We start from the raw sequence: 22,854 nt of genomic DNA on the forward strand, positions 1-22,854 counted from the left end.
CGCCGATGCTGCGCTGCGGTTTTCCGTCGCGATCATGCGCCCGGATCGCAGCTTTCGTGGCGTTGACAAGCGCAAACGGCCATCGCTACGGTCCCTCCGCATTCAGCCGAGAGCCGCGATGCCGTCCTCCTGCCGGTCTTGAGCGGCACGGCCCAAATCGCATCTCTCCCGAACGGTGACGCAAACGATGAAGATCCTGGTGCCCGTCAAGCGGGTTGTCGATTACAACGTGAAGATCCGCGTCAAGGCGGACGGCTCGGGCGTCGAGCTCGCCAATGTCAAAATGTCGATGAACCCGTTCGACGAGATCGCCGTCGAAGAGGCGCTGCGCCTGAAGGAGGCCGGCAAGGCGACCGAGGTGATCGTCGTCTCGATCGGCCCGGCGCAGGCCGCCGAGACCATCCGCACCGGCCTCGCCATGGGCGCCGACCGCGGCATCCTGGTCAAGGTCGATGGCACGGTCGAGCCGCTTGCCGTCGCCAAGCTCCTGAAGAAGCTGGTCGAGCAGGAGGCGCCGCAGCTCGTCATCCTCGGCAAGCAGGCGATCGACGACGACAGCAACCAGACCGGCCAGATGCTCGCCGCCCTGCTCGACTGGCCGCAGGCCACCTTCGCCTCGAAGGTCGTGCTCAATGACGGCTCGGCCGAGGTCACCCGCGAGGTCGATGGCGGCCTGCAGACGCTGGCGCTGACGCTGCCGGCGATCGTCACCACCGATCTGCGCCTCAACGAGCCGCGCTATGCCTCGCTGCCCAACATCATGAAGGCCAAGAAGAAGCCGCTCGACGAGACCACGGCCGAGACGCTCGGCGTCGATGCCAGCCCGCGCCTGAAGGTCCTGAAGACCAGCGAGCCGCCGGCACGCTCGGCAGGCATCAAGGTCGGCTCCGTCGCCGAGCTGGTCTCGAAGCTCAAGAACGAAGCAGGAGTTCTCTGAATCATGACGACGCTGCTTCTCGCCAAACATGACAACACAACCCTCAACGAGGCGACCCGCAAGGCCCTGACGGCCGCCAGGCAGCTCGGTGCGCCCGTGCATGTCCTCGTCGCCGGTCACAACGCCAAGGCTGTCGCCGAGGCTGCCGCCAAGCTCGACGGTGTCGAGAAGGTGCTCCATGCCGAGGATGCGGCTTACGAGCATCGCCTCGCCGAGCCGCTCTCGGCCCTGCTCGTCTCGCTCGCCGGCCCCTATGACGCGCTCGTCGCGCCAGGCACGACCACCGGCAAGAACGTGATGCCGCGCGTCGCCGCGCTGCTCGACGTCATGCAGGTCTCGGAAGTCACCAAGGTCGTCTCGCCCGATACGTTCGAGCGGCCGATCTATGCCGGCAACGCCATCCAGACGGTGCAGGCGACCGACGCCAAGAAGGTCATCACCGTGCGCGGCGCCTCGTTCCAGGCGACAGCCGACGGCTCGGCCACCGCGCCGATCGAGACGGTCGCCTCGGCCGGCGATGCAGGCAAGTCGAGCTTCAAGGGCGAGGAAGTCGCCAAGTCCGACCGTCCCGAGCTGGCCTCGGCCAAGATCATCATCTCCGGCGGCCGCGCCCTCGCCTCGGCCGAGAATTTCGGCAAGGTCATCGAGCCGGTCGCCGACAAGCTGGGGGCTGCCATGGGCGCCTCTCGTGCTGCGGTCGATGCCGGCTATGCCCCCAACGACTGGCAGGTCGGACAGACCGGCAAGGTCGTGGCGCCGGAGCTCTACATCGCCGTCGGCATTTCCGGCGCGATCCAGCATCTCGCGGGCATGAAGGATTCGAAGGTCATCGTCGCCATCAACAAGGACGAGGAGGCACCGATCTTCCAGGTTGCCGATTACGGCCTGGTCGGCGATCTCTTCACCATCATGCCGGAGCTCGAGGCCGAGCTCGCCAAGCTCGGGCGCTAGCTCGGCCGCCGAAGGCGGCATTCAACCAGCCTCGGGCCGCCCGACGCGGCGGCCCGGACCGCGCCCGCCAGCGGGCGCCGACAGGAAAGATGGATCGAGACATGTCGGACCAGGCGATCAAGACGATCGGCATCATCGGCGCCGGGCAAATGGGCAATGGCATCGCCCATGTCGCGGCGGTCGCGGGGTTCGACGTCAGGCTGCATGACGTCGCCGAAGAGCGCATCAACGCTGCCCTGGCGACGATCGACGGCAACATGGCGCGCCAGGTCACCAAGGGCGCCATCGGCGACGATATCCGCCGCGCCGCGATGGCCAAGATCCTCGCGACGCCGGCGCTGGAAGGCCTCGGCGAATGCGACCTCGTCATCGAAGCCGCGACCGAGAGCGAAGAGGTGAAGCGCAAGATCTTCACTTCCATCTGTCCGCATTTGAAGCCCGAGGCGATGCTCGCCTCGAATACCTCGTCGATCTCGATCACGCGGCTTGCCGCGGCGACTGACCGGCCCGAGCGGTTCATCGGCATCCATTTCATGAATCCGGTGCCGCTGATGCAGCTCGTCGAGCTGATTCGCGGCATTGCCACCGACGATCACACCTTCGAAGCCGCCCGCGCCTTCATCGGCCAGCTCCACAAGACCGTGACGGTCTCCGAGGATTTCCCGGCTTTCATCGTCAACCGCATCCTGCTGCCGATGATCAACGAGGCGGTCTACACGCTGTATGAGGGCGTCGGCTCGGTCGAGGCGATCGATACCGCGATGAAGCTCGGCGCCAACCACCCGATGGGCCCGCTCCAGCTCGCCGATTTCATCGGCCTCGACACCTGCCTCTCGGTGATGCAGGTGCTCCATGACGGCCTGGCCGATTCCAAGTACCGGCCCTGCCCGCTCCTGGTGAAATATGTCGAGGCCGGCTGGCTCGGCCGCAAGACCAAGCGCGGCTTCTACGATTATCGCGGCGAGAAGCCCGTTCCGACGCGCTGAGCACCTGCCCCCTGCCTTCTCCTCCTGGGGGAGAAGGTCCGCTCCGAGGCAATCGGCGACGCCGCGTTTCATACCCATTGCGACAAGCGGCTCGGGGAACGCCAAGCCCTCAATCTGTGACGTGCAAAACCAGATCGGGCAGTATCACGAGCGTCTCGACCGATGCCTCGAAGGTTTCGATGAATTCGGACAGGCGTGTGGGCACGATTCTCTCGCATCCCGGACCGGGATCGTTGCTCATATAAATGTCCAGCGGCTTCGGGCACATTCTGACGAGCCTCAATAAGGTTGCTGCGACGGCTCTGAACGCTGCCGGATGATACCAATCGCCGCGGCCTGTATCCTTAACAATATCTTCGATGAAATAGTCGCAGTGAAGATAACGTGGCGAGTCTGAGATCGCGTAATATGCCGACCCAGGCTTCGCCGACGGCATTCCAGCGGCTATTTGAGCATAGTACGGCTCATCCAGCGGCAGGGGGTGCAGGATCAGCGCGACGCGACCATCTGGTTGTGCCAGTTGGCGCAGCATTGTTTCAGGCAAAGGCTCTGATGTTCTCAGAATAATGTGCTCACTCATGGCGGCAACATATGCACACGCCTCCGCGCTCAGGTACACTGGAGCAGCGAAGCCTGAGATTGGCATTGCACCGCAGATGGCCGCGACGCTGACCCGTCTTCACATTCCTGTCGTCTCGCGCTTACATTGATTCCTGAGCGGGATTCGTCCCGCTTCGATCAGCGGAGGTGCGACGGGTTTTGACGGCGCATGTGATGCATCCGATGGCGTCGCCGGACGGCTGTCCGGCACTCGTGCTCAACGCCGATTTCCGGCCTCTGAGCTACTATCCCCTTTCGCTGTGGAGCTGGCAGGACGCGATCAAGGCGGTGTTCATGGACCGCGTGAACATCGTCTCCGAATACGACACCGTGGTGCGCAGCCCGAGCTTCAACATGAGGCTGCCCTCGGTCGTCTCGCTGAAGACCTATATCAAGCCCTCGCGGACGCCGGCCTTCACCCGCTTCAACGTCTTCCTGCGCGACCGTTTCTCCTGCCAGTACTGCGCCGCTCGCGAGGAATTGACCTTCGACCATGTCATCCCGCGCGCCAAGGGCGGCCTGACCACCTGGGAGAACGTGGTCGCGGCCTGCTCGCCCTGCAACCTGCGCAAGGCCGACAAGCTGCCCTCCGTCGTCGGCATGCTGCCGCTGCAGAAGCCCTACGCTCCCACGGTCAACGACCTGCACCGGAACGGCAAGCTCTTCCCGCCGAACTACCTGCACGAGAGCTGGCTCGATTATCTCTACTGGGATTCCGAGCTGGAGCCGTAAGGCGCGCCCGGCGTCAGCCGCGCACGAGGCGTTTCAGGCCGAGCAGGCTCGCCACCAGCAGCCCGAACGAGATCAGGCAATTCCAGCCGGCGAGCGAGATGCCAAGGAAGCGCCAGGCAGCCTCGGTGCAGGAGACGATGCGCGTGGTCTGCAGCTGGCTCAGCAGGTTTCCGACACCTCCAGCCACAGGCGGCGCCCCGCCGCCGCAATCATTCGGGCCGAGGAACCAGCCCCATTCGACGCCGGCATGGTAGAAACCGAGCCCCGTGCTCCAGGCGAAAAGCAACGCAAAGCCGATGAGAGCGGCGATCTGAAGCGAGCGCGTGCGCGCGACGAAACCGGCGACCACCGCCAGCGCGATCGCGGCATAATGCGGCTGGCGCTGCTCCAGGCAGAGCTTGCAGGGCACGAGATGCCAGACGAGCTGTGACCACCAGGCGCCGGCGATCAGCATGGCGGAGGCGAGGCCGAGCAGCAGGATCAGCCGCAGCACGACCCCATCGGGAGCGCGTTCGGGCAGGGCGGACATCGTGCCTCCGGCGAAAGTGTTAGCAGGACAGCATCGCCCCGGAACCGGCGAAAACCTTCACGGCGAAATAGAGCACGATCAAGGCAGCGGCCGCGGCCGCGGCAACGAGCTTCAGGCGCCTTTCGATGAACAGCCGGATCGTGTCGCCATAGCTGCGCAGCAGCCAGGCCAGCGCGAAGAACCGCGCCCCGCGCGCGATGACGCAGGAGATGATGAAGAAGGCGAGCCCGACATGGACGACGCCGGCCAGGATGGTGACGACCTTGATCGGCGGCAGATGGGCCAGGCCCGAGGTGACCAGCAGGATCGCGGTCGTGTCGGGCCCGGCGCAGGCCCGGATCTGCTGGAAGGCATCGAGCTTGCCGTAGAACTCGAGAACCGGCCGGGCCAGCGCCTCGAAGGCGTAATAACCGAGGAAATAGCCGGCGATACCCCCCAGCGTCGAGAAGATCGTCGCGATCAGCGCCAGCCTGTAGGCGCGCTGCGGCGTCGCCACCGCCATTGGCACGAACAGGACATCGGCCGGGATCAGGAAGAAGGAGCTCTCGACGAAGGCGATCACGGCGAGCCAGACCTCGGCCGATTTGCGCGCCGCGAGCGACAGGGTCCAGAGATAGAGGCGCTTCATTGCGCCCGCCTTGCGCGGCAACTGATCGAGTTCCGTGCTGGACAATGCCGGGATCCGCTGTGTTCGAGGAGAAGGGTCAGGACGCCCGGCTTCTAGAGCATGCGGCCGGGCGGCGAAACCGGTTTCAGCCCCCGCCCTCACCGAATAGTGAAGACGCCGCGCTTGAGGTCCCTGAGCCCGGCGATGGCGGCGGCAGCGCGATGCGCGACCCAAGTCCGCGATTGACCGGGATCGCACGGCAATGATATCGCCTGAGGCGTTGAGGCAGGCGCCGTCCCGCGGTGTCCAGGCTTCGGCCCCTGTGGCGGAATTGGTAGACGCGCTCGACTCAAAATCGAGTTCCGCAAGGAGTGCTGGTTCGATCCCGGCCAGGGGCACCATTCCTGAACAGAAGTCGACTACAATCAGACGCCGAGCGCTGCGTAAGCGATGACGCACGCGCCTGCTGGAGGAGGAGGGGGTCTGCTGGACAAGGACAAGATCGGTAAGCTCCAGACAATCTGATCTGCCGGCGGGTAGGCAACGATGTTGGACGACGGGGAGGAAAGGCTGTGAAGAAGTCCAAGATCCTGGTGCTGGGAGCTGGTGGCATCGGCGGTTATTTCGGTGGCCGTCTGGCCGAGAACGGAGAGGATGTCACATTCCTGGTCCGCGAGGGGCGCCGCAAGATCCTCGCTGGCCAAGGCCTGCAGATCGAAAGCCCGTTCGGGGACGCGCAAATCACGGTCAAGACGATCCTCGCATCGGAGACGGCGCCGATCTACGACATCGTGCTCTTGACCTGTAAGGCCTATGATCTCGGCGACGCAGTCGCGGCAATCGCGCCCGCAGTGTCATCGACGGGCTGCGTGCTTCCCTTTCTGAATGGCCTTGCCCACATCGATCTGCTGAACGAAAAGTTCGGGCGCGATCGGGTGCTCGGAGGCACGGCCAAGATCCAGGCGACGATCACTCCCAATGGGGCGATTCGACAGTACAACGACTGGCGAACGCTGACCTTCGGTGAGCAGTCCGGGCAGATGACGCCGCGCGTGGCCGCGCTGGGGGCGCTGTTCGGGGCTGCGAAGGGCGTGGAAGCCCTGCCCGTAGGCGACGTCATGCAGCGGATGTGGGAGAAGCTGGTCCATCTCTCGACTGCAGCCACCATGACATGCCTGATGCGGGCCAATGTCGGCGAGATCGTGCGGACTCCCCATGGCCGTGCGATCTTTCTCGATCAGCTCCGTTGCGGCGCGGCGATCGCCGCAGCCAACGGGCATCCGCCGAGTCCGGCCTTCATGCAGAGTTGGGAAGAGACGTTTTCCCAGAAGGATTCCCAGTACTCGACATCGATGCTGCGGGACATCGAGCGAGGCGGGCGTACCGAGGTCGAGCACATCCTGGGCTACATGCTGGAGAAGGCGGCGAAAGCCCAGATCGCTCACGAGACGCTGCTGCTCGCCTACACCAACGTCAAAGCATTCGAGGAACGGCGGGCCGCTGGCCGCCTGTCCTGATAGCTTCGTCGGTCGCGCGCCGTCGGAACGAGCAGCGCGTATCCTACCAAGGTTCGCTGACGCACAGCACGGGGGACACCACGAGCACGGTATGGGCCGGGATCGGAAGCTCCTTACTGCCTGGGCTTGGCTGTCGGCATCGAGATGACCTTGCCATCGGGCAAGATGATGTCGCCTGGCTTCTGGCCCGGGCCGCAATCTCCGAGGCGCTTGGCTTCCACCAGCAGCTTGCGCTCCACGGTCCCAGGCTGTCCCGGCATGCCGGTCAGCTTTGTCGTTCCCTCCGTGCGAACGGTCGTCTGGAAATCGCCGGTGATGACGCTGCTGCCCGCGGCCTTGATCTGCCCAATCGCGCATTCTGTCTCAACCGCGTAGCCGGCCGCCGTCCTGGTGATCAGCATCTTCGAACAGGCTCCGCCAGCCATGCCGCCGACGAGCGCCTGATCGGTGCCGGGCCCGACACATTGCTTGGCGACCGTCTCGCCATCGGTGCCGGTCGACTTCGATTCCCAGAGGCCGGGCTTCCGCTGCGGAAGTTCCTCTGCCACTGCGGACCCAGCCGTGAGCAGGGTGAGCGTTACAAGAGCCGCAAGCTTCATCTTTGGTCTCCGGAGGCTTCGAGATTCGCAGAACGTGCCCCAGCCAAGACGGAGGCCGCGGCCAGATTGAGGCAGCCGACCATCGATCGGTGGAGGCATTTCAACCTCTCGTCATTCAACGCGTTGCCTTGGCGGGAGGCTCCGTCATGGCCGAGATGGTGGCTTATGCGCTCATTGCCGTCGGCAGCGCAGTTGCGGTCTACATGATCTTCACGGAGGGATTGCCACCCTGAGCATGGGCTCGCCAACTCCAGCTCAAAGCTTAGGACGCCCCGACATCGCCAGGGACAGCGTCCATGCGGCGATCAGCACAGTTACTGTTGATTCACCAAGTTGCCGCGCATTTTAGGCATATCCGGAACAGCCGGCATGGGTTTGCGCTTACCTTCGCGTAGCCGGAGGTCAAACGACATGCGCGGTCCATCCGTCCCTTCCATCGATATTTGCGCCTGGGTAGCAGTCGTCCTGCTCGTTACAACGAGCGCTACCATTGGGCTGCTCCTTCCCCTTCCGATTCCGTGAACGTTCGCCCGCGAGCGCAGTTGCTGGCGGCGCATCCAGGCCGAGGTGGCGGTCATCTCCGCAGCGTGGCCTATTCCTGTCCGCGGGCACGGGCCAGGGCGCTGTCGCGCTCTCGCTTGCCAATCGCGGTATGCGGAGGCACCCCGTCCTCAGCGAGTTCCGGGCAATTCATCACGGCCACGATCGAGCCCTTCTTCGCCTCGCTGCAATGGGTGTGGCGAGGCTCCATTTGCGAGCCGGCATCCATCAGACCCGCGATGCCGAAGCAGGCGACCGTAAGCGCTGCATAGGCGTAGTTCATGCCGATCTCCAGATTCAGGTTGAAACCTGAACCCGGTGACGGCCGGCGCGGTTCCTCGCCAGATGCCATTGCAGAGACGAGGGCAATTAACTTGGTCTCGGGACATGCGCTCAGCCGCGAGCGGAACTGCTCTCCAGGCTCGCGGCGCAATTCCTGGCGTCGGCGGCAATAGCTTTCGCCGCGTTCTTGCTGCAGAATGGCGATAATTGTGTCTGGTGGAGCTGGTTACGCCGATGTCCGCCCTGTCCCGCCGCACGTTCTTGATCGGATCAGCCGGCCTTTCGCTGGGCCTTGCCGGTTGCGCCGCGAGGCAGCCCGTCGCCGAGCTGGCGTCGAGCCTCGATCTGGCGCCACTTCCGGCGGTGCCGATCCCGCGAGCAACGACTGGCCCTTTGCCGGAGCCCGGCCAGCGGCTCGACTATGCGGCGATTTACGCCAGGACCGATGCAGGCGCGTTTCCCGTACCGGCGGTCGATCGCACGAAGGTCGATCCCGCCTTTCTGCGCGCCGAAGTCGCCTACCGCACCAGCGAGGCGCCGGGCACGATCGTGATCGATCCGCATGCCCACTACCTCTACCATGTCGAGGACGGTGGACGGGCGACACGCTATGGCGTCGGCGTCGGGCGTGAAGGCTTCGGCTGGTCCGGCGAGGCGGTGATCAAGACGAAGCAGCAATGGCCGGACTGGTATCCGCCCAAGGAAATGCTCGCGCGACAGCCGGAACTCGCTGCGAAGATGTCGCAGCTGCAGGGCGGCACCGGTATGCGAGGCGGTCCGAGCAATCCGCTGGGCTCCCGTGCCCTGTATCTTTGGCAGGACAACAAGGACACGCTCTTCCGCATCCATGGCACCGTCGAGCCGTGGACGATCGGCAAGAACGCCTCGTCGGGATGTATTCGCATGATCAACCAGGACGTGATGGACCTTTACGACCGCACGCCCGAGGGCACGAAGGTCGTGGTGCTGGGACGCGACCAGCCGGTGAACCGAAGCCGGTCCATCTGACGAAAGCCCAGCCACTTCCCGCACAGCAATGGCTTGCTGCGATGGTCCCGGTCTCAATTTGAATTGCCGCCACGCTGAGGCACCATGGGCGCATGCCGCCGATGCGCGGGCGCCATTCCCAACCTGCTCCTCAAGGCCCATCGATGCCTTCGGCGGCGTTGCCCCGCGGATCGGCCAGCGCCGGACGCAGCGAGAATGCCGCCGGACCCGCTGGCGCTTTGACCATTTCGGAGAGTGCGATGGATTACGTGAAATTCGGCAAGACCGGTCTTGAGGTCTCCCGTCTCTGCCTGGGCTGCATGACCTATGGCGAACCGAACCGCGGTGGCCATGCCTGGACCATGGGCGAGGAGGCGAGCCGGCCGCTGATCAAGCAGGCGCTCGAGCTCGGCATCAACTTCCTCGACACCGCCAACACCTATTCCGACGGCTCCTCCGAGGAGATCGTCGGCCGCGCCATCAAGGATTTCGCCAGGCGCGAGGACATCGTTCTCGCCACCAAGGTCTTCAATCGCATGCGCCCTGGCCCTAACGGCGCCGGCCTGTCGCGCAAGGCGATCTTCGCCGAGATCGACAACAGCCTGAAGCGGCTCGGCACCGATTATGTCGACCTCTACCAGATCCATCGCTGGGATTACGGGACGCCGATCGAGGAGACGCTGGAAGCGCTCCACGACGTCGTGAAGGCCGGCAAGGCGCGCTATATCGGCGCCTCCTCGATGCACGCCTGGCAATTCGCCAAGGCGCTCTATGTCTCGCGCCTGGAGGGCTGGACCGAGTTCGTCAGCATGCAGAACCATCTCAACCTGCTCTACCGCGAGGAAGAGCGCGAGATGCTGCCGCTTTGCGCCGATCAGACGATCGCCGTCATCCCGTGGAGCCCGCTCGCCCGCGGCCGCCTGACCCGCGACTGGAACGAGGGTACCCACCGCACCGAGACCGACGAGTTCGGCAAGACGCTCTATGGCGAGCAGGACCGGCCGGTGGTCGACGCGGTCGGCAAGATCGCGAGGGAGCGCGGCGTGCCACGTGCCCAGGTGGCGCTCGCCTGGATCGCTCAGAAGGGCGGCGTCACCGCCCCGATCGTCGGCGCCTCGAAGCCGCAGCACCTGACCGACGCCGTTGCGGCGCTCAAGCTCGGCCTGACGGCCGAGGAGATCGCCGCGTTGGAAGCGCCCTATCAGCCCCATCGCGTCGCCGGCTTCAAATAGCGCATCGGCCCGAAAAGTGGATGCGGTTTTCGGGACAAGCCGATGCGAAAACAAGGAGCTAGATCATCAGGCCGGATACGATATCCGGTCCAATGATCTAGCCGGCGCCCGCCTAGGCCTGCTCAGTTCAGGCTGCCGCGCTTGATGAAGGCGCCGCCCTTCATGATCACCGGCATGTGCCGGCCCTGGCGCGTCAGCAGCGTGAGGTCCTTCAGCGGGTCGCCATCGACCACGATCAGATCGGCATGGGCGCCCGCGGCGACCGTGCCGATCTTGCCTTCGAGCTTGAGCAGCTTGGCCGCGACATGCGTCGCCGAAGCGATGACCTCATGCGCCGGGAGCGCCCGGCCGCGGATGACGAACTCTTCCGACTGGTGCCGGTGCATCTCGCCGAGCAGGTCGCTGCCATAGGCCATGGCGAGCCCGGCCTTGCGCATGATGCCGAGCGAATCCATACCGGCGACGCGGACATTCTCGACCTTGGCGACGGAATCCGGCGGGAAGCCGAGCTTGCCGCCCTCGCTGGCGAGCTTGTCATAGGTCACCAGCGTCGGCACCGCGACAAAACCCTTCGAGGCGGCGAGCTTGGCGGTTTCGGCCTGGATCAGGTTGCAATGCTCCAGCGAATGCACGCCGGCCTCGACGCAGCGGCGGATCGCCTCGTCGGTATAGACATGGGCCGAGACGTAGGTGCCGGCCATCTTCGCTTCCTCGACGATCGCCTCCAGCTCGCTCCTGGAGAAGCCGAGGAAATGGATCGGGTCGGTCGGCGAGGCGCAGCCGCCATTGGCCATGATCTTCACGAAATCGGCGCCGCCCTTGATCTCCTCGCGCGCGGCGCGGCGGACTTCGTCGAGCCCGTCGCAGAGCCGGCCGAGCGAACCGAGCTTGTGGCCGGTCTTGCCGGCCGGACGGTCGTCGAAGCGGCCGCGGAAATCGCAATGGCCGCCGGTCTGGCTCAGCGCCTTGCCGGAGATGACGAGCCGCGGCGTCGGGAAATGACCCTCCTCCGTCGCAAGCTTCAGGCCGTAATCGGCACCGCCGACATCGCGCACCGTGGTGAAGCCGCGCCCGAGCATCTCGCCCATGATGGTGAAGGCGCGCGCCGTCACCAGCGAATCCGGCAGCATCGCGTTGCGGCCGAGATCGGCGACGCCGGCGACGACATGGACATGCGCGTCGATCAGGCCCGGCATCAGGGTGCGGCCCTTGATGTCCACGACCTTCGCCTTCTCCGCCGAGACCTTCTTCCCGACCTCCCTGATCTGCCCGCCCTCGACGAGGACCGAGACCGGATCGCCCCGCTCGGGCTGAGTGCCGTCGACGATGCGGGCATTGGTGAAGAGTGTGCTGGCCATGACAGGTTCCGTAGGGTGGGTGAATAAAGCCGGCTAATTATCGGAGGAGCAGCGCCGTGCCGTACATGCCGATGGCGAAGACGGTATGGCCGATGATGTTGAGCAGGCGGAGCTGATTGGCGTTAGCCCGTTTCGAGGCGGCGATGCCGGCGCCCATGCCGGGCTGCAGGATGAACCAGCCGCAGCCGACCGTGACGAGCCCGACGATCAGCGCCGGCAGGAAGCTCGGATTGCGGGCCCAGTCGAGCCCCCAGATCATCAGAAGAACGGCGGCGAACAGGATGCCGACGAGATAATGCATCACCCAGCCGATCGCGAGCTCGTTCGGCACCGGCTCGGCCTTGCCGATATCCGCATGGATGAAGCGCCCGCGCGGCAGATGCGCGAACCATCGCCCGACCAGCGCCCAGTTGGGCGCCGGCAGGCCGACGACGCGATTGAGGAACTGCGCCCAGAGATCGAGCAACGCCGTGCCGCCCGCGCCGATCAGCACGGCCTTGATAAGAAACTCGCTCATCGATCCCCCGAGATCTGCACCGGCGCTTCTCATCGCGCCTTGCCGGCAATGGAGGGGAAAGATCGCTGCGAGGTCAACCACGTCCCGCTGCATGGCGCGCCTGCGGCACAAACGCGGGGAACCCAACGCGCCGCCACCGGTTTCCCCCCTGAACCAAAGCGGGGGACATCATCGCATGGCAGCCGAAGCAGCGGCGAAGGCGCGTCCGGTCGGCCCACATGGGGCGGAGGAACTGCCCTCCGTCCTCATCACCAGCTACAATCTCGAAGTCCGCGACGAGGATGGTTTTGTTGGCGACAAGGCCAAGCGTGGCGCCTTTCTCGAGCATCTTGACGCCCTGCGCGAGCATTTGCGCAGGAATGGCGACGACCCGCTGAAGGGCGAAACCGAAAAGCTCGGCAAGAAGGAGCTCGATGCGCTCCTGCTCGAAGGCGTTCCGCATGAGGCAGCCCTGATCCTGAGCGCCATCGAGCGCTACGCGCAGTCGCTCGCCGTCGTCATTCGCCGCTTCGCCCGGCTCAAGGCCTGGAACGCGGTGGAGCGCATCGTCGTCGGCGGCGGCTTCCGCCAGAGCCGTGTCGGCGAACTCGCCATTGGCCGGGCCGGCATCATCCTGCAGACAGACGGGCACGAGGTCGACCTCGTCCCCATCCGCCACCATCCCGACGAGGCCGGGCTGATCGGCAGCGCCCATCTCGCGCCGAAATGGATTTTCGAGGCCTATGACAGCCTGGTCGCCGTCGATATCGGCGGCTCGAATATCCGCACCGGCATCGTCGAGCTCAGGCAGGACAAGGCCTCCGACCTGAGCAAGGCCAAGGTCTGGGATTTCGAACTCTGGCGCCATGCCGACGAGGAGATCAAGCGCGACCTTGCGATCAAGCGCCTCGGCAAGATGCTCGATGGCGAGATCGACAAGGCGACCAAGGCCGGACTGCGCGTCGCGCCCTTCATCGGCATCGGCTGCCCGGGCCTAATCGAGCCCGACGGCACGATCGACCGCGGCGCCCAGAACCTGCCGGGCAACTGGGAGGGCAATCGCTTCAACCTGATCGACTGCGTCCGCGAGATGGTGCCGCGGATCGGCGATCACGAGACCATGGTGACGATGCACAATGACGCCGTCATCCAGGGACTGAGCGAGACGCCCTTCATGCAGGATGTCGAGCACTGGGCCGTGCTGACCATCGGCACCGGGCTCGGCAATGCGAGCTACGAGAACCGCACCAAGCCGAAGGGCAAGAAGCAAGACATGAAGGGCGGCAAGAAATAGCGCCTCAGCGCTGCCGCCTGGCCGGCAGCGCCCATTGCAGGCCTCGCGTGACGATCGCCGGGAAGACGGTGAGATGGTCCTCGTCCTGGATGATCTGGCTGGTCAGCTTCAGGCCCGGGTAGTTCCGCCCGGCCAGAGCCTTCTCGAAGCCCTGGAGGTCGCCGATCATGTCGAGCGTGCGGCTGTAGCGCAGATTCTTCGCCGCCTTGTTCATCGTCTCGAACGAGCCGATCGCCATGAACAGATTGGCTGGCAGATCGGTATGCGCATCGGCGAATTCCTGCTCGCGCTTGAACATCACCTTCTGGTCGAACCAGAGCGACGGGCTGCCGATGATGTAATGCGAGAACATTTTCGGCTCGGTCAGCAGCACGTGCAGCCCGAAGAGCCCGCCATAGGAATGGCCGGCATAGATCTTCCGGCTCATGTCGGCGCGATAGGTCTTGGCGATGAAGGGAAAGACGTCGTCGTTGAGGAAGAGCCTGAAGGCCTCGGCCTCGCCGAAGATCGGCTTGCGGCCGGGCATGTCCGAGCGTTTCTCCAGCCGGCTCGGCGTCGGCGTATAATCGCGCCGGCGGCTGAATTCGGGTGTGTCGCCGGTCGCATAGGAAATCCCGACAAGGATGAAATCCTCGAGATCGCGGCCGCGATGGCCGACACGCCGGGCGATGCTGCGCACCAGCGGAAAGGCGTAATCGGCGTCGGTGACGAAGACGACCGGATAGCGCCGCCTGCCGTCGCGGTAGGATTCGGGCAGGCTGACATAGAGCTTGTAGGTCCGTTCCAGCTTGCCGGCGCGGATGTCCCAGACCTCGGTATCCTTCAGCGCGTAAGGCACCGGCTCCGAGACAGAGGCGTCCTGCGACTGCGCGGCAGCCGGCAGGGCCAATAGCAGGCCGATCAGCACAAGGCAGTAGCGCAGCATGATCTCAGCGGCCCTTCAGCGCCTCTGGCGTCGTTGCGAGGAGCGATAGCGACGAAGCGATCCAGGGGACCCGGCTGCCCGGCCGCCCTGGATTGCTTCGCTGCGCTCGCAATGACGCCGATGGCAGCGCCGAGGTCAACCGGAAAAGGACTACTGACGCATCGGCCCGAAAACTGGCTTGCGGCTTTCGGAAAAAGCCGGCGCGAAAACAAGGCGCTAGCGCCTGATCCCGGGCGTCTCGATCGGCAGCCCCTTGGCTCGCCCCGCGAGATAGAGCTCCAGCGCCAGATATTCCGGCGAGCCGTAGTCGAACTGCGTCGCGCGGACGCCGAGCGAGCAGGCGCGCAGGCGCCGGTGCAGCGAGCCGACATCGTTCCATTCCAGCCGATACGCGGGATAGCCGGTGCCCGCGCCATTGCTGATCGTGTCGCCGCGCAGCTTCTGGCCGACGAGCCCGTCATGGCATTGCTGGCAAGAGAGGTTGAGCTGCCCCTGCCGGCGCTCGAAAAAGGCCTTGCCCGCCTCGTAATAGGGTTTGGCCGCGCCACCGGTCTTCACGTCGACAGGCAGCCCGCGCGACAGCGAGGCGACATAGGCCGTCATCGCCAGCATCTCCGGTGTCTCATAGCCGAAAGCCGGCAGCTTCTGCCGCTCCGTCCGGCATTGCTCGATGCGCCCCTCGACATTGAGCAGCTTGCCGCTGGCCGCATCGACCTGCGGGTAATGCGTCGCCGCGCCGCGCAGGCTCTGCTTGGGATCGGCGTGACAGGAGACGCAGGCAGCCGCGTTGGGCGGCTTGCGGCTGAACAGCTCCTCTCCCTGCTCGACCCAGAACCAGGCGGGATTGCGCGTCTCGTCGTCCTGCTGGCGCCGCATCTCCGGCGAGAGGAATGCGCTGCCGGACTTGATCTCGGCGGAGGCAGGAACGGCAAGCAGGAAAGCCATGAAGCCCGCAATCTGGAATGCCAGGCCATGACGACCGGGCGAACGGCATTCCGCCCTCCTCCCGGGCGGCAGGCCCTCCCCCCTGCCCCACTCCCGTCCAGAAGAGGGGTTCCCCATGCCTCTCCTCGGTCCCAGGAGGATCACGTCACGACAAGCCGCGAGGTGCGCGTATAGGTCGCCCCGCCATCCTCGCGCCATTCGAAGACGATGTCGCCGGTCTCCACCGCGCGCGTCGTGAAGGACACGAAGGGATTGGCCGAGATGCCGGTATTCATGTCGAGCCGGAAGACCTGCTCGCCGGCATAGGTCGCGGTCAGGCGGTTCAGGATCTTGCGCGGCACGATGCCGCCCTTGCCGTCGGACTGGCCGCCGCGATCCATCGGATGGCGGGCCAGCACCCGGATCTCGATGATATCGCCGGCGCGGGCCTCGGCCGGCATGGTGATGCGGGCGTTGAAGGGCATCGGTTTCTCCCAGGGCATTTTCGAGCGAAGCGGGCGCCGGTTCGCGCCAGGAAAATGCGATAAAACAAAAGCTTGGAGAATTTTCGCGCTTCGAAGAAACGCGGAAATGCTCTAGCCGCCGTCGATACAGGCGCTCAGCGTCACCACGACATTGCCGTCGGCCAGGACATAGGAGCCGTCGCTGAGCGCGGCCACGGCCGTGACCGTCTGAGAGGTGGCGAGCCTCAGCGTGGTCGCGACCTCGGCCCGACCTGCGCGTGGCGTCAGATGGAAACGCGCCATGTCCGGAAACGGGTTCTTGTCGGCGATCAGATGGATCCAGCGGACATGCTCGGCCTCGGTCATCGGACTCTCGACCCGGATCCGGACATCGACCGAATTGCCGTTCTCGACGAGCTGGGGGATGTCGAGCACGATCCTGCCGCGCTCCGGCACGGCGCCTTCGGTGATGCGCGCGATCAGTTCCGCCAGCGGCTGCGGCGGCTCGCCTTGCTGAGCGCGGGCGGGCAGGACGGCGAAAGCCGCAGCCGCCGCACCGCCGGCGACGACGGCCCGCCGCGTCGGCAGCTCAGGGCGTCCCGAGCGAGGCGAGATAGGCGACGACATCTTCGATCTCCTGCGCCGACAGGGCCGGCTTGCCTCGATATTGCGGAGCGACGTCTAGCAGCCCTTCGGTCCGATAATAGGGCGGCATCACCGTCTCCGGATTGAGCCTGGAAGCGTCGACCAGCTTGAGCCGGATCTGCCCGGCAGTGAGCCTGGCGCCGACGCCTGCGAATGGCGGGCCGATCGAGCCCTGGAAAGGCTCGCGCCGATCGACGCCTTGATGGCAGATCAGGCAATTGCCGCGCTCGCGATCCCGGACCAGCGCCTCGCCATGGGCGATATCACCCGTGAGACCGCCGAGCGGACGCGGAATCGCGTCGCCGGCGACCTCGTAGGCTTCGAGCGCCGCGGTCTGCTGGGGAGCGGACAGGCCGCCCCCCAGCAGCAGCAAGGCGAAGGCCCGACGCAACATTGCCCTCGCCTGCGACCTCACGCCTTCCGCAGGTCGGTCTTGGCCAGCGGCACGGTGCGCACGCGCTTGCCGGTCGCGGCGAAGATCGCGTTGAACACGGCCGGCGCCGCGACCGCGATGGTCGGCTCGCCGACGCCGCCCCAGAAGCCGCCGGACGGTACGATCACCGTCTCGACCTTCGGCATCTCGTCGAGGCGCATCACCGTATAGGTGTCGAAATTCTCCTCGACGATGCGGCCATCCTTGACGGTGCATTCGCCATGGAGCGCCGCCGACAGGCCATAGACGAAGGAACCCTCGACCTGCCGCTCGATCTGCGCCGGGTTGACGGCGTGGCCGGGATCGGTCGCCGCGACGATGCGGTGGATCTTGAGCTTGCCGTCATCGCTGACCGAGACCTCGGCCACCGCTGCGACATAGGAACCGAAGCCCATCGTCTGGCAGATGCCGCGGAAGACGCCGGCGGGCAGCGGCTTGCCCCATTCCGCCTTCTCGGCGGCGGCATTCAGCACCGCGAGATGCTTGGGATGGTTCTTCATCAGTGCGCGGCGGAATTCGAGCGGGTCCTTGCCGGCGGCATGGGCCAGCTCGTCCATGAAGCATTCGAGATAGATCGTGTTCTGGTTCAGGTTCACCCCGCGCCAGAAGCCCGGCGGCACATGCGGATTGCGCATCGCGTGGTCGATCAGCAGGTTCGGGATGCCGTAGCCGATCGAGGCTTCCGGTCCCGGCGCGTTGAGGCCCTGGAACACGACCGGGTCGCGCCCGTTCTGGATGTTCTGCGGGAAGATGCCGGCGACGATCGACTGGCCGGAAATGCGCATGTGCAGGCCGGTCAGGTTGCCATCCTTGTCGAGCGCGCCGGTGAGCTTGCACTGCGTCAGCGGGTGGTAGCGCCCATGCGTCATGTCCTCCTCGCGCGACCAGAGCAGCTTGATCGGCGTGCCCGGCACCTGCTTGGCGATCCGCACGACCTGGGTCACCCAGTCATGCACCGCGCCGCGCCGGCCGAAGCCGCCGCCGAGGTCGATCTTGTAGGCCTCGCATTTGGCGAGCGGCAGTCCGGAAGCCTCGGCGGTCGCGGCAAGCGCCGCCTCGCCGTTCTGCGTGGGCGTCCAGACCTCGCAGCGCTCCGGCGTCCACAGCGCCGTCGCGTTCATCGGCTCCATCGTGGCGTGGTTCTGGAACGGATAGGCATAGACAGCCTCGACCACGCGCGCCGCATTGGCGATCGCACCCTTCACGTCGCCGACCTGGTTGCCGACCACGGCCTGCGGCGCGTCGAGACCTTCCTTGAGCCATTCGGCGAGGCTCTCGCTCGAGACCTTGGCGTGCTCGCCCTCATCCCAGACGATCGGCAGCGCATCGAGCGCCGTCTTGGCCTGCCACCAGGTCTCGGCCACGACCGCGACCGCGGTCTCGCCGACCGGCAGCACATGCTTCACGCCCGGCATGGACGAGACTTTGGCGGCCTCGAAGCTTTTCACCTTGCCGCCGAAGACCGGGCAATCCTTGATCGCGGCATTGAGCATGCCCGGCATCTTGAGATCGGCGCCGTAGACCTTCGAGCCATTGGTCTTGGCGACGGTGTCGAGCCGCTTCAGCGGCTTGCCGGCGATGGTCCAGTCCTTCGGGTCCTTGAGCGCGACATCCTTCGGGGCCTCCAGCTTCGACGCCGCCTCGGCGACCTGGCCGTAGCGGATCGAGCGACCCGAAGACTTGTGGCTGATCACGCTCTTCTCGGCCGCGCATTCCGCCGCGGGCACGTTCCACTGTGCGGCGGCAGCCTGGATCAGCATGGTGCGCGCCGCGGCGCCGCCCTTGCGGACATATTCGTGCGACTCGCGGATGCCGCGCGAGCCGCCGGTCGAGAAATTGCCCCAGACGCGCTTGCGCACGATGTTCTCGCCCGGCGTCGGATATTCGGTCGTCACCTTCGACCAATCGGCGTTCAGCTCCTCGGCGACGAGCTGGGCGAGGCCGGTCAGCGTACCTTGGCCCATTTCCGAACGGGCGATGCGGATCACCACGGTATCGTCGGGCTTGACCACGACCCAGGCATTGATCTCCTTGACGGAGCCTGCGCCCTGCGCGCTGGCCTCGTCAGCGAAGGGAATGCTGAAGCCGAAGGTGAAGGCGCCGGCGGCTGCGGCGGAGCCGGCAAGCACGGCGCGGCGGGAAGGCTTGGTCAGCGTAGCGGAAGTCATCTCGTCCTCCAGTAGCTCGGTCGCAGGGGAGCGAAGGCGTCACGGCCTGTCGGGCTCGAACCCAGCGCGGCGGGAAAAGGGAAAAGGGTGAGGCTCAGCCGCGGTTCATTGCGCCGCTGGCAGCGACGTCAAGGATCGCCGCCTTGACGCGCGGATACGTCCCGCAACGGCAGATATTCGTCATCTCACTGGCGATATCGGCCTCGGTCGGCTTAGGATTGGCCTGAAGCAGCGCCGCCGCGGTCATGATCATGCCGCTCTGGCAATAGCCGCATTGCGGCACGTCATGCTCGATCCAGGCCTTCTGCACGGGGTGGCTGCCATCGGGCGAGAGCCCCTCGATCGTGACGATCTTCTGGTCCTCGGTCACCGCGCTGATCGGCAGGGCGCAGGAGCGGGTCGCGACCCCGTCGATATGCACCGTGCAGGCCCCGCATTGCGCGACGCCGCAGCCATATTTCGTGCCGGTCAGGCCGATCTGTTCGCGGATCACCCAGAGCAGCGGCGTGTCACCGTCCACCACCACATCGATGATCTTGCCGTTCAGATTGAGCTTCGCCACCGTAAACCTCCCGGTATCGGTTCAAGAAGGACGGCGAGAGGGCCAGCGCGCCTCGCCGGGGATGCCGGGCAGGCCTCTTCTACGGGCCGCCAGACTTTCCTTGGACAAGATTGAAACTCAGATGGCGGCGCGAGCCAACGCCGCCCGGCAAGCCGATCACGCACCGTGATCGCGTCGTTTGCATAGGCTGGGAGTACAACTTTTCGGCGTGGAGTTGCCGCAAAATGCGGATTGGGAGCGGATTAAGCGCTGCCTTGCCATGTTCACGTCCCGATTATCGTCGATCAGCGCTTGGAAAGTCTCGTCATCGGCGATGGGCCGCCTCGCAGCAATGTGATGTAACCATCGCCGCCACGCCGTTTCCCGCAACAAGGTTCTGCATTTGTCGGCAACGACCCCTCCTTCCTTCTGTTCTTGCCATTCGACTCCCTGGCGGGCGAGGTTCGCTTCCGCACCGAATCATCCTGAGCGAGGTGAGGCCGGAATGGCTGCGCAGGCGTGCCGAAAGCCCCTTTTCTCAGCCGACGCCCTGCGGCGCGGCGTCCTCGTTGCGCTCGCGCTCCTCGTGACCCTTTTTGTCACCGGCCATGTCTGGGCCCAGACCGCCGACACGCAGCCGCCGCGCACCAGGCTGGAGAATGCCCGCGGCGAGCTCGCACAGATCGAGGGAACGCTCGCCAATATCGAGGCCAGCGACGCCGATCTCCAGCGCCAGAGAGCCCGTCTGCAGCCCCTGCTCGATCAGCTTCGGCGCCTCGTCGACGAGCAGGGCCCGCGCGCCGACCAGGCCAAGCTCAGGCTGGAACAGCTCGGCCCGAAGCCCGACGCCAAGGCACCGGCCGAGAGCGCCGACGTCGCCACCGAGCGCGAGACACGCGAGAAAGCCTTCGCCGAAGCCGACGAGACGCTGAAGATCGCCCGCGCCGCGCTGCTGCAGACCTCGCAGATCCAGACCGAGATCAGCGACCGGCGCCGTGAGCTCTTCGCCAAGGCCCTCTTCGCACCGGGCTCCTCGGTCCTGAATCCCGAGCTCTGGCACAGCGCCCTGACGGCACTGCCTGACGATATCCGGGCCTCCGGACTGATCCTCGGCGACTGGCTCAGCGTGGTCGGCGGCACCTTGCTCGACGAGCGCGGCCTGCTGCTCGGCCTCGCCTTCCTTGGCGCCATCGGGCTCTACGCCGCCCGCGCCCGCTACTTGCCGCGCTTCACGGCGCGGCTGGATGCGAACCCCGATTCCAGTAGCCTGCATTGCCTGCGCGTCGCCATCGCCCATCTCGTCGCCGGAGCCGCCCCGCCTGCGCTCGCGAGCTGGCTGATCTACCGCGCGCTCGCCACTGCCGGCCTGCTGCCGCCACGAATCCAGCCGGTGATCTGGGCGCTCGTCATCGGGCTCGCGCTCTTCGCCTTCGTCCAGGCCCTGGTCGATGCCGTGTTCGCGCCGGGCAATCCGCATCGCCGCCTCACCAGCGTGATGGATTCGACGGCTCGCATCGTCGTCTGGATGGCAGGCTCGCTCGCCATCGTGCTCGCGGCCGGAAAGGTCTTGGAGGCTTGGCTCCAGGCCATCGCGGCCGGGCTGCCGATCTCGATCCTGGTGCGCGGTGCCGTCTCGATCGTCTTCGCGGTTGTCCTGATCGTCGCGCTCTATCAGCTGCGCGATGACGAGGAGGTCGAGGAGGAGGCCAATCTCGGCCCCTATGTCCCGGTCGACGGCACGAGCCTCGGCCCGATCCGCATCCTCGGCTGGGTCGTCGGCGTCACCATCGCCGCCGCCACGCTCGCGGGCTACGGCGTCTTCGCCTCCTTCCTGAGCGAGCAGGTGATCTGGCTCGGCATCCTGGCCTGCCTCTTCCTGCTTGCCTTCCAGCTCGCCGATCTCGGCACCGCCGAGGCGCTGACCGGCAAGGGCCGGCTGGCGCTGACGCTGAAGGCGGGCCTCGGCTTCCGCAATACGACCCTGCAGAGGATCGCCGTCGTCGTCACCGGGCTGCTCAAGCTCGTCCTGATCGTCGTGACGCTGATGCTGGCCCTGGCGCCCTGGGGCCTCGAATCCTCCGACGTCCTGACCTCGCTCCGGGCTGCCTTCTTCGGTTTCCAGGTCGGCGGCGTCACCATCTCGCTGTCGTCGATCGTCGTCGCCGGCCTGGTCTTCGCCTTCAGTCTCGCCGCGACACGCGCCTTCCAGAGCTGGCTCGACGGCAAGTTCCTGCCGACCACGCATCTCGATTCCGGCCTGCGCAACTCGATCACCATCGCCATCGGCTATCTCGGCTACGCGGCGGCGGTCGCGCTCGCGGTCTCGTCGCTCGGCCTGAGCCTGGAGCGGCTGACGCTGGTCGCCTCGGCCCTCTCCGTCGGTATCGGTTTCGGCCTGCAATCGGTGGTGTCGAACTTCGTCTCCGGCCTGATCCTGCTCTGGGAACGGCCGATCCGTGTCGGCGACCAGGTCGTCGTCGGCGACGCCGAAGGCATCGTCAAGCGCATCAACGTGCGCTCGACGGAGATCGCGACCTTCGATCGCTCGACCGTCGTCGTGCCGAATTCGAACCTGATCAGCGGCGTCGTCCGCAACCGCGTCCGCACCGATCGCACCGGGCGTGTCCTGATCTCGATCACGGTGCCGCGCACGCTTGACCCGACTGTGGTCCGCGCCATGCTCAATGATGCCGCGACGTCCCATGGCGACGTCATGCAGAAGCCACCGCCAACCATCCTGTTCAAGAAGATCGGCACCGGCACCATGGATTTCGATCTGATCTGCGTGGTCGCCGATGTCGAGATCGTCGGCCGCGTCACCAGCGATCTCAACTACGTCATCCACAAGCGGCTGGCCGAGCTGGAAGAGGCGCCATCCCCGCCCGAACTCGTGGTCAAGGGGCTCGAGGGCGTCGAGCAATCGCTCGGAGACATCGCCGCCGCCGTCGGCCGGGAGGCCAGGTCGACTCGGCGCGCCAAAGCCGCCCCGGCCGCCCGCAAATCCGCGGCGAAGCCGGCGCAGGACGAAGAGGCCGAGGAGGCCGCGCCCGAACCCGCCCCCGCCCCGGCGCCCGAGCCGGCCAAGGACGACAGCAAGGAATGACCCG

The 22,854-nt window shown here is 65.9% G+C and carries 23 protein-coding genes and 1 tRNA gene; 10 read left to right on the forward strand and 14 right to left on the reverse strand.

Translation table 11 applies throughout. From position 1 onward, the window contains the following. Positions 1-187 precede the first annotated feature (187 nt). The 3 genes from EV560_RS11235 to EV560_RS11245 all read left to right on the forward strand — a co-directional run bounded on the left by EV560_RS11235 (position 188) and on the right by EV560_RS11245 (position 2,874). Complete coding sequence (locus EV560_RS11235; protein ID WP_131855836.1) at positions 188-937, forward strand: electron transfer flavoprotein subunit beta/FixA family protein; 750 nt, start codon at positions 188-190, stop codon at positions 935-937. Positions 938-940: 3 nt separating this feature from the next. Beyond that, complete coding sequence (locus EV560_RS11240) at positions 941-1,888, forward strand: electron transfer flavoprotein subunit alpha/FixB family protein (protein ID WP_131855837.1); 948 nt, start codon at positions 941-943, stop codon at positions 1,886-1,888. 101 nt (positions 1,889-1,989) lie between these two features. After that, positions 1,990-2,874: a 3-hydroxybutyryl-CoA dehydrogenase gene (locus tag EV560_RS11245; RefSeq protein WP_131855838.1), complete on the forward strand. Its 885-nt coding sequence runs from the start codon at positions 1,990-1,992 to the stop codon at positions 2,872-2,874. Between the two features lie 109 nt (positions 2,875-2,983). Here the strand turns inward: EV560_RS11245 and EV560_RS11250 are convergent, their stop codons facing one another. Next, positions 2,984-3,454 carry a hypothetical protein gene (locus EV560_RS11250; protein ID WP_131855839.1) on the reverse strand — a complete coding sequence of 157 codons (471 nt, stop codon included), beginning with the start codon at positions 3,452-3,454 and terminating at the stop codon, positions 2,984-2,986. Positions 3,455-3,648: 194 nt separating this feature from the next. On the opposite strand from EV560_RS11250, the gene EV560_RS11255 reads away from it, so the two are divergent. Continuing rightward, entirely contained in the window at positions 3,649-4,206 is a 558-nt protein-coding gene (locus EV560_RS11255; RefSeq protein ID WP_131855840.1) for an HNH endonuclease, read from the forward strand. 13 nt (positions 4,207-4,219) lie between these two features. Here the strand turns inward: EV560_RS11255 and EV560_RS11260 are convergent, their stop codons facing one another. Together EV560_RS11260 and EV560_RS11265 are read right to left on the reverse strand one after the other, a co-directional pair. Continuing rightward, a complete protein-coding gene (locus EV560_RS11260; protein ID WP_131855841.1) occupies positions 4,220-4,735 on the reverse strand; it encodes a disulfide bond formation protein B in 516 nt (171 codons plus the stop codon). A gap of 19 nt (positions 4,736-4,754) precedes the next feature. Continuing rightward, positions 4,755-5,363, reverse strand: coding sequence for a YqaA family protein (locus EV560_RS11265; RefSeq protein ID WP_131856210.1), 609 nt, complete (start codon positions 5,361-5,363; stop codon positions 4,755-4,757). 295 nt (positions 5,364-5,658) lie between these two features. On the opposite strand from EV560_RS11265, the gene EV560_RS11270 reads away from it, so the two are divergent. Together EV560_RS11270 and EV560_RS11275 are read left to right on the forward strand one after the other, a co-directional pair. After that, positions 5,659-5,743: transfer RNA gene (locus tag EV560_RS11270), tRNA-Leu, on the forward strand. 171 nt (positions 5,744-5,914) lie between these two features. Continuing rightward, positions 5,915-6,859, forward strand: coding sequence for a 2-dehydropantoate 2-reductase (locus tag EV560_RS11275; RefSeq protein WP_131855842.1), 945 nt, complete (start codon positions 5,915-5,917; stop codon positions 6,857-6,859). Positions 6,860-6,972: 113 nt separating this feature from the next. Here EV560_RS11275 and EV560_RS11280 read toward each other — a convergent pair whose 3' ends face one another. Then, the gene (locus EV560_RS11280; protein ID WP_131855843.1) at positions 6,973-7,458 is read right to left on the reverse strand and encodes a DUF3617 domain-containing protein; all 486 of its coding nucleotides are present in this window, start codon (positions 7,456-7,458) and stop codon (positions 6,973-6,975) included. A 592-nt stretch (positions 7,459-8,050) separates the two neighbouring features. Next, positions 8,051-8,281: a hypothetical protein gene (locus EV560_RS11285; RefSeq protein ID WP_131855844.1), complete on the reverse strand. Its 231-nt coding sequence runs from the start codon at positions 8,279-8,281 to the stop codon at positions 8,051-8,053. A gap of 233 nt (positions 8,282-8,514) precedes the next feature. Here EV560_RS11285 and EV560_RS11290 point away from each other — a divergent pair, with 233 nt between their 5' ends. Together EV560_RS11290 and EV560_RS11295 are read left to right on the forward strand one after the other, a co-directional pair. After that, positions 8,515-9,288: a L,D-transpeptidase gene (locus tag EV560_RS11290; protein ID WP_131855845.1), complete on the forward strand. Its 774-nt coding sequence runs from the start codon at positions 8,515-8,517 to the stop codon at positions 9,286-9,288. Positions 9,289-9,527: 239 nt separating this feature from the next. Then, a complete protein-coding gene (locus tag EV560_RS11295; protein WP_131855846.1) occupies positions 9,528-10,499 on the forward strand; it encodes an aldo/keto reductase in 972 nt (323 codons plus the stop codon). A 122-nt stretch (positions 10,500-10,621) separates the two neighbouring features. Here EV560_RS11295 and EV560_RS11300 read toward each other — a convergent pair whose 3' ends face one another. Continuing rightward, positions 10,622-11,857: a metal-dependent hydrolase family protein gene (locus EV560_RS11300; protein ID WP_131855847.1), complete on the reverse strand. Its 1,236-nt coding sequence runs from the start codon at positions 11,855-11,857 to the stop codon at positions 10,622-10,624. Between the two features lie 37 nt (positions 11,858-11,894). After that, positions 11,895-12,374, reverse strand: a complete 480-nt coding sequence (locus EV560_RS11305; protein WP_131855848.1) for a DUF2938 domain-containing protein — start codon at positions 12,372-12,374, stop codon at positions 11,895-11,897. A gap of 175 nt (positions 12,375-12,549) precedes the next feature. On the opposite strand from EV560_RS11305, the gene EV560_RS11310 reads away from it, so the two are divergent. Beyond that, positions 12,550-13,647, forward strand: a complete 1,098-nt coding sequence (locus EV560_RS11310) for an ROK family protein (RefSeq protein WP_131855849.1) — start codon at positions 12,550-12,552, stop codon at positions 13,645-13,647. 4 nt (positions 13,648-13,651) lie between these two features. Here the strand turns inward: EV560_RS11310 and EV560_RS11315 are convergent, their stop codons facing one another. The 7 genes from EV560_RS11315 to EV560_RS11345 all read right to left on the reverse strand — a co-directional run bounded on the left by EV560_RS11315 (position 13,652) and on the right by EV560_RS11345 (position 19,768). Further along, positions 13,652-14,572, reverse strand: coding sequence for an alpha/beta hydrolase (locus EV560_RS11315; protein ID WP_131855850.1), 921 nt, complete (start codon positions 14,570-14,572; stop codon positions 13,652-13,654). Between the two features lie 216 nt (positions 14,573-14,788). Continuing rightward, positions 14,789-15,517, reverse strand: coding sequence for a sulfur oxidation c-type cytochrome SoxA (soxA, locus tag EV560_RS11320; protein ID WP_207907992.1), 729 nt, complete (start codon positions 15,515-15,517; stop codon positions 14,789-14,791). 140 nt (positions 15,518-15,657) lie between these two features. Then, positions 15,658-15,981: a thiosulfate oxidation carrier complex protein SoxZ gene (soxZ, locus tag EV560_RS11325; RefSeq protein WP_131855852.1), complete on the reverse strand. Its 324-nt coding sequence runs from the start codon at positions 15,979-15,981 to the stop codon at positions 15,658-15,660. Between the two features lie 111 nt (positions 15,982-16,092). Continuing rightward, positions 16,093-16,587 carry a thiosulfate oxidation carrier protein SoxY gene (locus tag EV560_RS11330; protein ID WP_131855853.1) on the reverse strand — a complete coding sequence of 165 codons (495 nt, stop codon included), beginning with the start codon at positions 16,585-16,587 and terminating at the stop codon, positions 16,093-16,095. Then, positions 16,550-16,999 (reverse strand): sulfur oxidation c-type cytochrome SoxX, encoded by a 450-nt coding sequence (gene soxX, locus EV560_RS11335; RefSeq protein WP_131855854.1) that lies wholly within the window; start codon positions 16,997-16,999, stop codon positions 16,550-16,552. The genes EV560_RS11330 and soxX overlap by 38 nt, the downstream gene beginning before the upstream one ends. Positions 17,000-17,016: 17 nt before the next feature. Next, positions 17,017-19,206 (reverse strand): xanthine dehydrogenase family protein molybdopterin-binding subunit, encoded by a 2,190-nt coding sequence (locus tag EV560_RS11340; protein ID WP_131855855.1) that lies wholly within the window; start codon positions 19,204-19,206, stop codon positions 17,017-17,019. A 94-nt stretch (positions 19,207-19,300) separates the two neighbouring features. Continuing rightward, positions 19,301-19,768 carry a (2Fe-2S)-binding protein gene (locus EV560_RS11345; RefSeq protein ID WP_131855856.1) on the reverse strand — a complete coding sequence of 156 codons (468 nt, stop codon included), beginning with the start codon at positions 19,766-19,768 and terminating at the stop codon, positions 19,301-19,303. 565 nt (positions 19,769-20,333) lie between these two features. Here EV560_RS11345 and EV560_RS11350 point away from each other — a divergent pair. Beyond that, positions 20,334-22,850: a DUF3772 domain-containing protein gene (locus tag EV560_RS11350; RefSeq protein ID WP_165923419.1), complete on the forward strand. Its 2,517-nt coding sequence runs from the start codon at positions 20,334-20,336 to the stop codon at positions 22,848-22,850. The last annotated feature ends 4 nt before the right edge of the window (positions 22,851-22,854 follow it).

The sequence above is a fragment of the Allobosea sp. BK604 genome, from assembly GCF_004341515.1.
In the GTDB taxonomy this organism is placed as follows: domain Bacteria; phylum Pseudomonadota; class Alphaproteobacteria; order Rhizobiales; family Beijerinckiaceae; genus Allobosea.